This window comes from Paenibacillus sp. IHB B 3084, from assembly GCF_001447315.1.
In the GTDB taxonomy this organism is placed as follows: Bacteria; Bacillota; Bacilli; order Paenibacillales; family Paenibacillaceae; genus Paenibacillus.
The window spans coordinates 42,849-55,914 of record NZ_CP013207.1; the positions used below are offsets into that span (position 1 = coordinate 42,849).

A 13,066-nucleotide genomic window follows, 5' to 3' on the forward strand; every position below is an offset into this window, starting at 1 on the left:
ATCTTATTAGCGTTTAGCATTATACTCAGAATTTATATCAAGTATCTCCAGAGCTTTTAGTAAGGCGTATTCACTTGTTCTGGCCCCTTCTTTTGAAAAATGCGCATCCGGAAACGCGGGAGACATATGATGGTACCCGGGATAGACATGTAATTCCACTAAGACACCATCAAAGGCCAGTTGTTTTGCAAAAAATAAGGCTTCATCAATGAATAAATCAATGGTGCCTATATTTATATAAGTCGGTGGTAACCCGGCCAGTGACTTAGCACGGGCCGGCACATAATACTCACTTACCTCCTCCTGACCCGGTTCATCCCCCAATACAGATTTCCAGCCAAAATAATTACTTTGTTTTGTCCAAATAAACTCTCCTGCGTATGGATGCTCTGGTGCGGTACTTGTGCGATCATCTAGCATTGGCCTCATTAATCTTAGATGATGGATTTCGAATTCCTGCTGATCACGAATGTACAAGGCTAGGCCAGCCGCCAAACCGCCGCCAGCGCTGCTGCCCCCTACGGCAACTTTCTGAGTATCTATCCCTAACTCTTCCGCATGTTCAATACACCATTTTAGGCCCGAATAACAATCCTGTAACTGACTTGGCTGTACATGCTCTGGTGCTAGGCGATAGTACACAGATACACAACAGAAACCATGTTGTGCAGCAAGAGATGCATTAGCAGGACGATCCACGACTGGACTTCCTAAGACCATCCCGCCTCCGTGTATCGAATAATATAGAGGCATCTTATGATGCTTTGATTGTTTGGGCTTAATGATTTCTATTCGAATATCTGGACCACTAAAATAACTTGGCACAACCTTTTTTTCTAATGTAATAGGGTACATCTGCGTTACATCTATTTGTTGCATCATTTGAGATTGATTTTACGTGATTCCATTAGTGTAGATTCGGTAAGATCGGTTGTTGGTATTAAATCAACTGCACTGATAATTTCTGGATCAATCAGATGTCTACTTCTACTTTTTTGCTCCCCCATAGTAATCGTTTCCTCACTTTCTTGTTTTAATGACAATGAATCAACACATGTTTCCCTTCATTTATTCAGAATCGGCACCGTTCCAAATCCGTTGTTGCTGTCGTTTATATCCATATATTAAAGATTAAAATAAACTTTATAAATGAAAACAACGATTTAGAATCATTTTTGACATAAAAACAATAATGTAAAAAATGAAGTACAACCTTTGGAATAGAAAATGAAATGCCATAAAAATATTTGGGAATCTGGATGTGGGAGGTAATACGAAGAACTGGAAACGATAAACTACCGATTGGGTGAACGTTGGCTGTACCTATCGGCGGTGGGATCAAATCTTTTGCCAAACAAAAGACGTGACCGGATTGGTTTTTCACCGCGATCATCCGGTCACGCCTTAAGCTCATCACGTTATGTCCATCTACTTTTTATGTGAATAAACAATCTTCTTAATGGTTTCGGTAGAGAGGAAAAACTCCTTAGCTAATTGCTCGATACTGCTGCTATTTTGAAAAGCATTTCTGATTGCGGCATTTCGCTGTTCAAGCAACCTTCTCCCGCCACTCAAACTGCCCCAATTCATATATTCCGTTTTTGGCTTAGGAATATACAGAGTCTCTCCTTGAACATATTTTTGAATTTCCGTAATTAGTTTTTGAGGTAAAACTTTTGTAGCATTCGTATATCTCAATTTTGCTCGCCCCTTATTTTGATTCTTGAAAATAAGGTGCAAAGCCAAAAATATTAAAAAAGCTTGTTCAGCGTTAAAAATTGTTTCGCCCCATACAAAGTAACGCTTTCCTAATAATTGGCTTTGCATGAGTGTAAGAAGTCACAGACAATCCCAATAGATTCTCCATCAGTAGGCACCCCCTTTTACTTCGCAAGTATAGCATAACTTCTGCTCACCTGGGGCCAGCTAAATAATATCAGTACAATCAAACTATTAAAATTGAGCTGATATATAACTGATCTTCATTCGTTTACGAGGTGTTGCAGGGACGTTTGTTTGCCCGACTCTTGTTATTCGCAAGCCGATGTTTTATATTGACATAAGAGTAGGTCAAAAATAAAAGAGGTGAACAGACGAGATGTCTCCACGCACGAAGGAACAAAACGAAGAGATCCGGCTGCGGCGTCTGGCGCAAATCCGGAAAGCCGCTGCCGATGTGTTTTTGAATAAAGGGCCTTTACTGGAAATCCGCGATGTGGCCGTGCAGGCGGGACTCGGCTATGGCACGGTATACCATTATTACAGCAATAAGGGCGATTTGCTCCACGATCTGTTATGGGACGCGTTGGAGCGGGCCGGGGGATGGCTGGAGGCCCCTTCGCTAAAGATCCCGCTGGAGGCTCAACTGAAGGCCCCACGCGCTTCGGCTTCGGGGGAGGCATCGGCGGGCGGGCATTTCGGCTTGGCTGCTGCGGATTCCCAAAGCGGAAGCCGCGAAACGGCCGCTGCCGCAGAGCTTGGCCCCGTCGCCGCCGCCGGCATCCGGCTGCTGCAGCTTTGGGCGGAGGACCACGCCCTGTACCTGCTGCATAAGCTGGCCGGTGAGGGCTTTGCTTCGCTGCCTGAAGCGCGCTCAGCCCCGCTCTCGGCCGCCTTTCGCCGGGAGGTGCTCGCGCCGCTTGCCGCGCTTCTGGAAACCGGTCGTGCGGCGGACGGGGCTTCCGGCGGAAACGCGGCGGAGCCGCCGTATCGGCTACAGCGCGCGGAAATGCTGCTGGCCGCCTTGGTCGGCTGCGCCTCGCTTTCGCTTCGCCGCGGAAAGCTGCACGAGGAGGCCAGGGATATCGCCCGATTTTTAAAATTATAGAATTGATAAGGAGCGAATAAACAAAGATGATCATTTTAAAATCACCTAGGGAAATTGAAGAGATGAAGCCGGCGAGCCAAATCGTTGCGGACTGCTACCGCGAGGTGGCCAAACTGATCGAGCCTGGGATCACCACCCGGGAAATCAATGACTTTGTTGCCAGACACATCACCAAGCTGGGCGGCAAGCAGTTTACGAAAGGCTACAACGGTTTCCCCGCCGAAACCTGCATTTCGGTCAACGATGTGGTGGCCCACGGCATTCCTTCGAACTGTGCGCTTATGGACGGCGACTTGCTGAAGCTCGACATCGTCGTGGAATACGGCGGATGGTTCGGCGATTCGTGCTGGTGCTATGCGGTGGGCAATATCCGGCCGGAAGCGCAAAAACTAATGAAGGTGACAAAGGAATGTTTGGATCTGGGGATCGCCCGGGCACTCCCCGGGGGCCGGCTCGGCGACATAACGTCGGCGATTCAACAGCATGCGGAAGCGAACGGGTTTTCGGTCGTACGCGATCTGCTGGCGCACGGGATCGGGCGGAGCCTGCACGAGGAGCCGAGCTACGAGCATATCGGCGTAGCTGGCAAAGGCATTCGGTTAAAGGAAGGCATGGTGTTTACGATTGAACCGATGGTCAACGAAGGTACGTTCCGTATCACGATCGACGACGATCAGTGGACGGCGAGAACGGCCGACGGCAAGTTGTCGGCGCAATATGAGCATACGATCGCAGTTACGCCGGACGGACCGCTGATTTTAACGGCCCAGTAAGAATAAAGGCGAACGGACGGCAATGCGTCATTTTAGGAAATAAGTCGCCAACCCGGCCTGCTTGGCCTGACGAAAGTTCGTAATCCGAAACGTGAAAAAGCGCTGGTTCCAGCCTGGGACCAGCGCTTTTTTTACATGGTTTGTAACTTTACCGATTTACGAAAAAACACGTTGTTATGCGGTTTTTTATTATGACTTTGGTATCGTGTTACGGATTTACCCTTTCTGCTTGGCTAGCCTGTCTTGCGTGTATTTTTTCATTGCAAATCTTGCTATTGGCTGAGCAATCAATAGCTCAATCCAAAATGCTACACTAAAATTTCTAAACCAACTGTGAAAGAAGTTCTGAAGAGATTCTAGGCTTATTTGTTTCGTACCAACCCAAGTTCCTATAATGGTTAGAAGAATAGATAAGACCGTAACATTCAATAAAGTATTCAATAAAACTCTAGCATTGAATCCATCTGTTTGTCCTACGAATTTGGTTATCATCTTCCCCACTAACGGTCCTGCAACCAATCTTACTAACAAAACAACGATAATCCACATAAACGGAATAATCTTTAGCGTTTCTAAATAATTTTCTTTACTAAAGCCGCGTTCCAACCCCAAATAATCGAGGCGATCGTGTTCACTGAAATAATTGAAATAATCAATAAAAATAATATGCCTTCTTTTGCGTTTGAGGCAGTCTTTCTTCCTTATACATATTGTTCCCCTCCGAAATAAAAATATTTCAGATGGTAGACGTATCATGCGACATATATTTTTGGTCATTAAAACTAATACCAATATCTCTACACACTGATTTAACAATTAAACAACTTTTTTAAAACAAATGAAAGGATTTCTAAAACTGTGCAACAGCAAGGAAGATGAAAATTATTATAGATGAGGATTTTTTCAAATTCATCTAAAATTCTAAATCCAGATATTTCATCTTCCTTTTCTCCAAGTTTTATCATAATCGCTATTGCTAAGTCTCCCACCTTATAATGACCTAATAGCTTATCTTTATGTTCCCTATTTAATGATAATTCACTTAATTTTTTATTATTTCCTCTGTGCGGAAGCCTTCTTTTCCAATACGTGTCACTACATGATATAAAACTATGGGATTCTTATCTTCACTATGATCAGCTCCGCATTTCTCTTCGCAAACTATGCCGCTATCATACTCATGGTTTGGGACTCCGTTTGTTTTACTGAAGCGAGACTCCGGTGCAGCTTATTATTGACGATTCCGATCACCACATCCGGCTCCATTACATCCTGATGGGAGAGCATAACCATTGCTGCAATATCTCCCATCTGATATGCCGCCGTCAACGCCCTTAGAAAAGTCTTCGAGTTTTCACTTTCCGGTAAGGATAACTCTCCTTTGAGAAGATCCTCCTTGACTGCTCCAAGCGATTTTCGTGCCCGGTGGAGTGCAACTTTTACAGCTCCCTCCGTTGTTTCGAGCATGTCGGATGTCTCATTAATCGAATAGCCAAATACATCTCGCAGCAAAAATACAGTTCTCTGAAGCGGAGATAAATGATTCATTAAGGACTGCAACGCTATCTCGATTTCAAAAGATTCATTATCCGGTACGGTTACTTTCGCTTGTTCCTTATTCAATATCCGAGTGTAAACTGCTTTTCTCCGTATATCATCAATCCAGGTGTTCTTAGCAATCCGCAGCAAAAGCGCTTTGGGATTTGTATGCTCAAAGCTATTTAGCTTTCCTAATGCTTTTACCCAAGTGTCCTGAGCCAATTCTTCCGCATCCCAATTTGATTTCGTAAGCGACAGACAGTAACGTTTCAGGACTGCCTGTAATTCCTCCAAGTTCTCGATGTTCATTATATTGTCTGTCATTTGTTTAGAATTATCTATCTTCATAGGCCTTCTCCTCCACGGTCTTATTCTGCCCTTTTCTAAAGCAAAGCCATTTGCTACCTCCAATGTAAACGAACAAGTGGTTATAAAAGTTACACCATTTACGCAAATCGTTTTCCCTTTGAAACCTCCGTATCTTTTTACGACCTCGGTTCGTTTACAAGGAGAAATCAACTGAACCAAGAAAATGGGGGTATCAAAAATGAGTGTTTATGTTCCTTATGTTGTCGAGCAAACCGCTCAAGGTGAAAGATCGTACGATATCTATTCCAGACTACTAAAGGATCGTATTGTGTTTGTAGGGGCAGCCATCGACGATCATTTGGCTAACAGTATTATTGCTCAATTATTGTTCCTGGCGGCAGAAGATCCGGAAAAAGAAATTTACATGTACATCAACAGCCCGGGTGGCTCTACTTCCGCAGGATTTGCTATTTATGATACGATGCAGTACATCAAACCCGATGTACATACGATATGTACGGGATTTGCTGCATCGTTTGGCGCGATCCTTTTGCTGGCGGGCGCCAAAGGGAAACGTTCGGCGCTGCCGAACAGTGAGATTATGATCCATCAGCCGCACGGAGGCGCACAAGGGCAGGCCAGCGATATTGCGATCAGCGCAAAACGAATTTTATGGACTCGTGAAAAGGCAACCCGCATCACAGCTGAACGGACCGGGCAATCTTTTGAAAAAGTCGAAAAAGATATGGACCGGGATTTTTACATGACCGCTCAGGAGGCACTGGAATATGGTGTTATTGATCAAGTGATAACTTCTTTGTAAAGTATGCTCAAAACCTAATGATCCGCAAGAAACTTCAAGAAAATATGAGGTGATATCATGTTAGCAAGCTTACAAGGCAAGGAAGTAACTATTCATTTTATAGATGGGACCCATGTATGCGACGGGGTATTGGATCAGATTGACGACAAGTTCGTTAAATACCTTACGCAATATCAGACGCTTGTTATTCCTATTACGTCCATTCGCACCGTATCCATTGACATTAAGGAACGGCAACGCTACAGAGTTGGATTCGCCCCATGAACCTATTTTAGCATTACTTAACACTCGCCGATTCAACAAACCACGCTATTCTTTCATGTCTTGTTGAATCGGCGAGCCGCATGGGCGGCAATTTCATTTTACGGAGGCCCGATATTATGGAAATTTCACAGGGAGTAGAAATGCTTCATCTAGATTTTCATGGGAATATGATTCACCCCATTCTTTTGTGGGATCAAGAAATGGCTGTTTTAATAGACACAGGATTCCCCGGGCAAATTGAAGATTTACGCGTGGCCATGGAAAAGGTAGGCGTGTCGTTCGACAAATTAAAAGTTGTGATTTTGACGCATCAGGATGTGGATCATATAGGAAGTCTTCCTGAGATTTTGCAGGAGTGTGGCAATCATATTAAAGTATATGCACACGAACTGGATAAGCCGTATATTCAGGGGGAGATACCCCTTTTAAAAGATAGTCACCTTGAGAATCCCCCGAAGGGCAAAGTGGATGTTACCTTAATAGATGGTCAGGAACTGCCGTTTTGCGGCAGAATTCGAGTCATCCATACGCCTGGGCATACCCCTGGACATATCAGCCTTTATTTAAGGCAAAGTAAAACTCTTATTGCTGGGGATTCAATGTACAGTGTAAACGGGATTCTCGGGGGAATTCATGTCCCGACCACACCGGATATGGATGCAGCTCGTCTCTCATTAAAAAAGTATTTAGATCTCGACATTGCATCCGTAGTTTGTTATCACGGGGGATTAAGTAATGTACATGTGAATGATCAGATATTAGGACTTAGCCAGGGATTATAAAGTCAAAGTTTCAGCAAGTTACCTTTAATTTCGAAAAGCACACGATGCAAGGCGTTGGGGCACTCATTAATCAAGATGTCCTTCTATTAGCTGGAGAAGATGATCAATACGTACCTATTAGCCGACTCGCACAAATCCAACAAGAATTAATAAATGCTGCTTCCATTACAACCAAAGTATTTACTAAAGAAACGGGTGGTGAGCAACACTGCCAAGCAGGTCACAGGGAGTTAGCATTTAATGAAATGAAGAAGTTCCTATAACAAAGAGGGATAAATACCCAATCACAATTTCTCACATAAAAAATTCAGAGTATGGTTAATGCGGATATTTCATAAATATTTAAAGGAATTATGTATAACGTATGGTTTCCCCAAAAGGGGGAACCGTCTTTTTAACGTAAGTATTGCCCTAAACATGCCTAGTCTTAATTTACCCAATGGAGAGATATCAATTTGTTACTTCTCCTTGTACCTTTTATATATTTATCTATGGTTTTTCTCTTTTAATTTCATTTACAATCACTTTCTATATAAACCGCAATTAAGATTATAACCTGACAAGCAGGCGATCTATCGTTTCCATCAGATGCTTATTGATTCGCTTCATAAATTGGCTGGCATGAAGCTTATTTTTATAGAATTTCTCAAAAAAGACGTTGTTGACTACATCGGCTTTGAGCCACAGCCCTAATCCTTCGACCTATCATCTTCTGGTTTTACTATTTTTTATAACCAAATCAGCTGTTTCACTGGGATGGCTAAGAGGGGAATGATGCCCATATTGAACAAATCAACCTTACCAAGATCCAATGGAGCAAGATAGTTTTTATCATGATTCCCCCAGATAATATGAGGATTATACTTTGGTACTTTATTAAAATCAACCTGATAGTCTTTCATTAGTAAACGATTAAGCTGAATAGTTGTATTTAAAATTCTTGGCGAAGTAAAGCTATTTCTACTTTAGCAAGATAATTTTCTGGAATGCTATCCGTACGTTCAAACAGACCATTATCTAATACATAACGTTCTATCAAATTTCAACGCCCATTTGTTCATAAATTGAGGAGCATTAAACGATTTAGAATTTCTTTTCGCAACAGGTGGCTGAAGTAAAGTAATAGTATTCTTCGTATCTATGTACTCTTGTACTAATGCTTCTAGAAGAATGACCGCACCGAAGGAATGGCCAATCAAATGCGCACCATTAGTAGCTTCCCCCAATAACTTTTTCAGTATATTCAAATACAGATCGAGAAGATTTTCCTCTCGTTTAAAAGGGGAACGTCCTAATCCTGGAAGATCCAGGATCCATACAGGTTGACCAGTTTTTTCATAAAGCTCTTGTCCGAAAGGAAACAAACCCTCTCCATCACTCAACAAACCATGTAATAAAATAAACGGCTTCCCTTCTCCTTATAATTGATAAATGGTAGTGCTATCGATTAATGTTCGTTCAAATATATGATTAATGTTGGTCATTTTGATACATCATGCGATAATCCAGATCCGCTACTACGGCTGGGAAAAATTTCATTACACTCGTCTCCTTAAACTAATCTTCTCCCATAATTTTTTTGATGAAATTTTTGAAAACTTTCGATTTGTAATAAAGTTCAGTCCATCAGAAGGAATTTGTCTAATTTTACTTACTCCACTATTCATAAGTGCTCTCGCATCAAAGATATGTATGAAGAAGGTGATTACGACAAAGAAGAATACCTGGACAGACTAAATAAAAGAAAAGCAGATATCAATAAGCTAGAAGCAGAAATTGTCGATTATCAATTATTACTTCGAAAACAATCCGATCTTACTAATGACCAAAAAGCCAAAAAGTTTGAGGATGTAATATCTATACTTGATAGCACTTCTGTTGAAACAGAAACTCAAAATGGTCTGCTAAAAGAAATCATTGAGAAGGTTATATATATTAAGAATAACAATTGTCAAAAGAAAATAAAGTATTAGACTGACGATGCTTCATTAAGCTACTGGCAGATTAGTTACATAGACGTCAGAATTTTGCATAGGAGTGTAGTCCACCATCCAATACTAATTGTATGGAAAAGAGTCTAGATAAACAGTATACTAGCTATAATTGTTTTCTGTTGAGGTGAATATCAAATGGATGAAATCGATGAATCAAAACAAATTGTATTACAAATCGGCGGTGTCTTGAAAAAGTACAGAAAAGAAAAAAACATGAGCTTAGACGACTTAGCGGAATTAACGGGTGTAAGCAAACTTACTCTGGGGAATATCGAACGTGGCGATACAAATCCAACTTTGGCGATTATATGGAAAATTTCAAAAGGCATATCTTTACCGCTATTGGCTTTGTTGAAATCAGAAGACCCTGTTAGTTTGTATCGAGCAGGCGAAGGACTGCGGTTTTCTAATGATCAAAAAAATTGGATCATTGAACCAGTCTTTAAAAACGCAAGCAACGATATTGAAATGTGTCGGGCTTACTTACAGCCGAATAGCTCGTATCACCCTGAAGGTCATCATGTGAATACAACTGAAATTGCGACAGTAATGACTGGTTCCATTGAAATTCAAGTTAATGGAGAGATTTACACATTGAATCAATATGATACGATCAGTTTTCGTGCAGATTTTCCTCACTCTTATACCAATCATACGAATAGCGAAACAGTGCTCCATATATCCTTAAAGTATGGTTTCTAAAAGTCGAAATTCCACTTATTAAATACAACTCCGAATTCCATGACGGGAATTCAGAGTTGTATTTTTTTTAGATGAGTTCAGATGTGTTATAAAATACTTCTTGTTAAAAATAATATACTATACTATACTTTTAATGTTCGCGCGGATGTTATTTTATAGTTTTTCAATCAGCAGGAAACAAATTATACGTATGAATTCAGGAAGGAAAAATGAAGAATGTCGAACAAACAACATAAAAAAGCCGTACCATCCTCTATAGGACTGATAATTCTCGGCATTATTGTTATTGCAGCTAATTTACGTGCTCCCTTAACCTCAGTCGGTCCTTTAGTGAGTCTCATAAGGGATGACGTTCATATTTCAAATACATTAGCAGGCCTGATAACAACGGTACCTTTGCTTGCCTTTGCTTTATTATCGCCTCTAGTACCAAAATTAGGACGAAGGTATGGGGTTGAACGTATCATTTTGATTGCCCTAATCTTTCTGACTGTTGGCATTGTAATACGTTCTTTCTCTGGCGCAGCTAATCTGTATATTGGGACAGCAATTCTTGGATTCGCAATTGCCGTATGTAATGTATTATTGCCAAGTTTAATCAAAAGGGATTTCCCAAATAAAATTGGCTCCATGACAGGTGTTTACTCAATTTCAATGAGTTTATTTGGAGCAATCGCATCGGGAATCAGTGTACCGCTAGCCGTGAACGCAGGTCTAAAATGGCAGGGAGCATTGGGAATATGGGGGATTCTAAGCTTTGTATCGATTCTCTTTTGGTTACCCCAATTAAGAAATCAAACGAAGCAAACAACCACGACGAGTCAACAGATGGCCAGCAACGATGTGAATGTTTGGCGATCCCCTCTTGCCTGGCAAGTAACCTTGTTTATGGGTATACAGTCCATGGTTTTCTATGTGTTGATCGCATGGTTGCCTGAAATTTTAAAGCAGCAAGGAATTGACTCAAACCAATCAGGATGGTACCTCTCGATAATGCAGTTAGCTCTGCTTCCTTTTACCTTTATTGTCCCCGTTGTTGCTGGGCGCATGTCTAGCCAACGTTTGTTAGTGGTCATCACAATCATTTTGCTTTTGACGGGAACGCTCGGACTTTTATACGGAAGCTCCAATATCATTCTGTTGTGGATTATAATACTCGGAATTGGTGGAGGCTGCGCCTTTAGTTTGTCCATGATGTTTTTCGGTTTACGTACTGAAAATGCGCATCAAGCAGCGGAACTGTCTGGCATGGCGCAATCGATCGGATATCTTCTTGCCGCAATCGGTCCTGCCCTTATAGGATTTCTGCATGATGCGACAAATAGTTGGAATCTGCCACTTTTCATTCTGCTTGGCGCTTCGGTCTTACTCTTTTTAGTCGGTATAGGAGCAGCAAGAAACCGTTTTGTAGGTAGCCGAAATAGTTACGAGCTGCCACGGAAAGGACGATAAATATGTTTGACAAAATTATTGTGGCAATTGATAAAGCTGAAATAACGAACAAACTCCTCGACGCAACTGTTGAAATAGCCCGAAACAAACAAACTCAAGTTACCTTGGTTAATGTCAGCCAGGAATATGTATCGAATGGCATGACATATTTACCAAAGAATTTCTTGGAAGAAATATTGAACGAAATGGAGAAAGCGAGTTTGGAACAGTTGCAACAAGCCAAATCAAAATTAGAATCTGCGGGGATTAACCCAGAAACACTTCATCTTAAGGGAGATCCTGCACATGAAATATTAAATTATGCAAGAGATTCCGAGCAGCAACTCATTATTATTGGAAGCCGTGGGCTAAGTGGCATAAAAGAAATGATGCTTGGAAGTGTCAGCCACAAGGTTTCACAGCTATCAAGTTGCCCAGTCCTCATTGTGCATTAACTCCTTCGGGAACTGCAGAGATGATGCATTGTTATACTAACGGAGAACTTTAGTTCAATAAAACAGCGACAGTCTAGGACTTTATTTACTCGTCCACGGCTGCCGCTGTTTTTATAGCTGGGGCCAGTCTAATACTTTTTTTTCTTTCTACAGCAATGGCGATGTTCCGCAAGTAGAAGCCTTGTTTAAGTAGGTGTATTTTGGGGACATGACACCAATGACAAGTGGAATAGCCAACAGATAAAAAAATGGGCTTATTTTCCCATTTTGCCTTTTCAAACGCTTCTGATCCCCAAGAATACCAGTCAATTGGATTATAGGCATGCTGTAATAAATATGGTGGTTTCTCATGTATTAATCGGTTTGGCTTACGCTCCTCTTTTATCTCCACAATGTATACCCATCCGATAGAAAAAAGACACTAACGAAGTGTCAGTGCCTTTCGGTATTCTATTTCACGTTGTGGTCGATCCAAGAATGAATCGATTCTCCCATCGGATTCCAGCCAAGCAGATTCCGTGCATGAACAGCGCGAACCCGACTATTGGTAGCGAGCGCAAAACGAGCGCCACCTCCAAATTCTGCAATGGCTTCATCAAAGGGCCAGCTCACAATTTGCCCTTCATAAATAAATATGGCTCACAGAACCATTTTTATTTCTTTGGCAAGTTCGGACAGCTTTTGATTTTTAAGATGCTCATCCATTTTGTTCTCCGCTGAAACCATTACTTTTTGAATTAAGCATTCTGCTTCATGGTTCATACAACAATCGAACAAAGAAGTTGTGCCTTCAATCGCATGAATGACATCTAGAAACGAAATATCCTCCCAGTTCCGCTTCAATCTATAACCGCCATTGGCACCTGAAGTGGATTCAATCATTCCCGCCTTGACCAGCTTGGTCAGTATTTTTGACAAGTAAGTAGGTGAAACCCCTTGTCGATCCGCTAACTGTTGTACACCAACAGGCTTATTATTAGGAGTTAATACTACTAAAAAGAGCATGGTGTGAAGGGCATAGTTCGTCGCTTTAGAATACTTCATCCTCGGTGGTTCACCTCAATCCAGGATTTAATCTATATATAATATCCTTTATAATGCGGCATCGTCAAGTTTCGAATGCTCCGACAGATACAAGGAAAAGACAAAACCAATCCCTGAAAGTAA

The 13,066-nt window shown here is 41.6% G+C and carries 14 protein-coding genes and 4 pseudogenes; 10 read left to right on the forward strand and 8 right to left on the reverse strand.

The window, feature by feature from the left end:
* Positions 1–6 precede the first annotated feature (6 nt).
* Positions 7–1,007, reverse strand: a pseudogene (locus tag ASL14_RS26745) (alpha/beta hydrolase fold domain-containing protein).
* Positions 1,008–1,428: 421 nt separating this feature from the next.
* Positions 1,429–1,698 carry a CD3324 family protein gene (locus ASL14_RS26750; protein ID WP_134914821.1) on the reverse strand — a complete coding sequence of 90 codons (270 nt, stop codon included), beginning with the start codon at positions 1,696–1,698 and terminating at the stop codon, positions 1,429–1,431.
* 400 nt (positions 1,699–2,098) lie between these two features.
* Between ASL14_RS26750 and ASL14_RS26755 the strand changes: the two genes are divergently transcribed.
* Both ASL14_RS26755 and map read left to right on the forward strand, forming a co-directional pair.
* On the forward strand, positions 2,099–2,827 hold the full coding sequence (locus tag ASL14_RS26755) for a TetR/AcrR family transcriptional regulator (RefSeq protein ID WP_134914811.1): 729 nt from the start codon (positions 2,099–2,101) through the stop codon (positions 2,825–2,827).
* A gap of 26 nt (positions 2,828–2,853) precedes the next feature.
* Positions 2,854–3,600, forward strand: coding sequence for a type I methionyl aminopeptidase (gene map, locus ASL14_RS26760; protein ID WP_134914812.1), 747 nt, complete (start codon positions 2,854–2,856; stop codon positions 3,598–3,600).
* 216 nt (positions 3,601–3,816) lie between these two features.
* On the opposite strand, the gene ASL14_RS26765 is transcribed toward map, so the two are convergent.
* Together ASL14_RS26765 and ASL14_RS26775 are read right to left on the reverse strand one after the other, a co-directional pair.
* Entirely contained in the window at positions 3,817–4,377 is a 561-nt protein-coding gene (locus ASL14_RS26765) for a DUF2798 domain-containing protein (protein WP_223264424.1), read from the reverse strand.
* Between the two features lie 384 nt (positions 4,378–4,761).
* Complete coding sequence (locus ASL14_RS26775) at positions 4,762–5,487, reverse strand: RNA polymerase sigma factor (protein ID WP_134914813.1); 726 nt, start codon at positions 5,485–5,487, stop codon at positions 4,762–4,764.
* Between the two features lie 199 nt (positions 5,488–5,686).
* Here ASL14_RS26775 and clpP point away from each other — a divergent pair, with 199 nt between their 5' ends.
* The 4 genes and pseudogenes from clpP to ASL14_RS26795 form a co-directional block, all read left to right on the forward strand.
* Positions 5,687–6,271 carry an ATP-dependent Clp endopeptidase proteolytic subunit ClpP gene (gene clpP / locus ASL14_RS26780; protein ID WP_134914814.1) on the forward strand — a complete coding sequence of 195 codons (585 nt, stop codon included), beginning with the start codon at positions 5,687–5,689 and terminating at the stop codon, positions 6,269–6,271.
* 57 nt (positions 6,272–6,328) lie between these two features.
* A complete protein-coding gene (locus ASL14_RS26785; protein WP_134914815.1) occupies positions 6,329–6,535 on the forward strand; it encodes a hypothetical protein in 207 nt (68 codons plus the stop codon).
* Between the two features lie 116 nt (positions 6,536–6,651).
* Positions 6,652–7,317 carry an MBL fold metallo-hydrolase gene (locus ASL14_RS26790; protein WP_134914816.1) on the forward strand — a complete coding sequence of 222 codons (666 nt, stop codon included), beginning with the start codon at positions 6,652–6,654 and terminating at the stop codon, positions 7,315–7,317.
* 26 nt (positions 7,318–7,343) lie between these two features.
* Positions 7,344–7,580: pseudogene (locus ASL14_RS26795) on the forward strand (alpha/beta hydrolase); the annotation flags it as partial.
* Positions 7,581–8,022: 442 nt separating this feature from the next.
* Here the strand turns inward: ASL14_RS26795 and ASL14_RS26800 are convergent.
* Positions 8,023–8,993: pseudogene (locus ASL14_RS26800) on the reverse strand (alpha/beta hydrolase); the annotation flags it as partial.
* On the opposite strand from ASL14_RS26800, the gene ASL14_RS26805 reads away from it, so the two are divergent.
* The 4 genes from ASL14_RS26805 to ASL14_RS26820 all read left to right on the forward strand — a co-directional run bounded on the left by ASL14_RS26805 (position 8,955) and on the right by ASL14_RS26820 (position 11,899).
* The gene (locus tag ASL14_RS26805) at positions 8,955–9,290 is read left to right on the forward strand and encodes a hypothetical protein (RefSeq protein WP_134914817.1); all 336 of its coding nucleotides are present in this window, start codon (positions 8,955–8,957) and stop codon (positions 9,288–9,290) included. The pseudogene ASL14_RS26800 and the gene ASL14_RS26805 overlap by 39 nt on opposite strands.
* Before the next feature lie 156 nt (positions 9,291–9,446).
* Positions 9,447–10,013 (forward strand): helix-turn-helix domain-containing protein, encoded by a 567-nt coding sequence (locus ASL14_RS26810; protein ID WP_134914818.1) that lies wholly within the window; start codon positions 9,447–9,449, stop codon positions 10,011–10,013.
* Between the two features lie 216 nt (positions 10,014–10,229).
* A complete protein-coding gene (locus ASL14_RS26815; protein ID WP_134914819.1) occupies positions 10,230–11,465 on the forward strand; it encodes a CynX/NimT family MFS transporter in 1,236 nt (411 codons plus the stop codon).
* 2 nt (positions 11,466–11,467) lie between these two features.
* Positions 11,468–11,899, forward strand: coding sequence for a universal stress protein (locus tag ASL14_RS26820; RefSeq protein ID WP_025682729.1), 432 nt, complete (start codon positions 11,468–11,470; stop codon positions 11,897–11,899).
* 205 nt (positions 11,900–12,104) lie between these two features.
* Here ASL14_RS26820 and ASL14_RS28730 read toward each other — a convergent pair.
* The 3 genes and pseudogenes from ASL14_RS28730 to ASL14_RS26830 form a co-directional block, all read right to left on the reverse strand.
* Positions 12,105–12,290, reverse strand: a pseudogene (locus ASL14_RS28730) (DUF255 domain-containing protein); the annotation flags it as partial.
* A 59-nt stretch (positions 12,291–12,349) separates the two neighbouring features.
* Positions 12,350–12,511 carry a hypothetical protein gene (locus ASL14_RS27550; RefSeq protein WP_189338295.1) on the reverse strand — a complete coding sequence of 54 codons (162 nt, stop codon included), beginning with the start codon at positions 12,509–12,511 and terminating at the stop codon, positions 12,350–12,352.
* 27 nt (positions 12,512–12,538) lie between these two features.
* A complete protein-coding gene (locus tag ASL14_RS26830; protein WP_134914820.1) occupies positions 12,539–12,943 on the reverse strand; it encodes an Rrf2 family transcriptional regulator in 405 nt (134 codons plus the stop codon).
* Positions 12,944–13,066 lie beyond the last annotated feature (123 nt).

Coding starts and splice junctions, on each gene's coding strand:
- ASL14_RS26755 (WP_134914811.1), top strand. CDS start 2,099: ATGTCTCCACGCACGAAGGAACAAAACGAAGAGATCCGGCTGCGGCGT.
- map (WP_134914812.1), top strand. CDS start 2,854: ATGATCATTTTAAAATCACCTAGGGAAATTGAAGAGATGAAGCCGGCG.
- ASL14_RS26765 (WP_223264424.1), bottom strand. CDS start 4,377: ATGACCAAAAATATATGTCGCATGATACGTCTACCATCTGAAATATTT.
- ASL14_RS26775 (WP_134914813.1), bottom strand. CDS start 5,487: ATGAAGATAGATAATTCTAAACAAATGACAGACAATATAATGAACATC.
- clpP (WP_134914814.1), top strand. CDS start 5,687: ATGAGTGTTTATGTTCCTTATGTTGTCGAGCAAACCGCTCAAGGTGAA.
- ASL14_RS26785 (WP_134914815.1), top strand. CDS start 6,329: ATGTTAGCAAGCTTACAAGGCAAGGAAGTAACTATTCATTTTATAGAT.
- ASL14_RS26790 (WP_134914816.1), top strand. CDS start 6,652: ATGGAAATTTCACAGGGAGTAGAAATGCTTCATCTAGATTTTCATGGG.
- ASL14_RS26810 (WP_134914818.1), top strand. CDS start 9,447: ATGGATGAAATCGATGAATCAAAACAAATTGTATTACAAATCGGCGGT.
- ASL14_RS26815 (WP_134914819.1), top strand. CDS start 10,230: ATGTCGAACAAACAACATAAAAAAGCCGTACCATCCTCTATAGGACTG.
- ASL14_RS26820 (WP_025682729.1), top strand. CDS start 11,468: ATGTTTGACAAAATTATTGTGGCAATTGATAAAGCTGAAATAACGAAC.
- ASL14_RS26830 (WP_134914820.1), bottom strand. CDS start 12,943: ATGAAGTATTCTAAAGCGACGAACTATGCCCTTCACACCATGCTCTTT.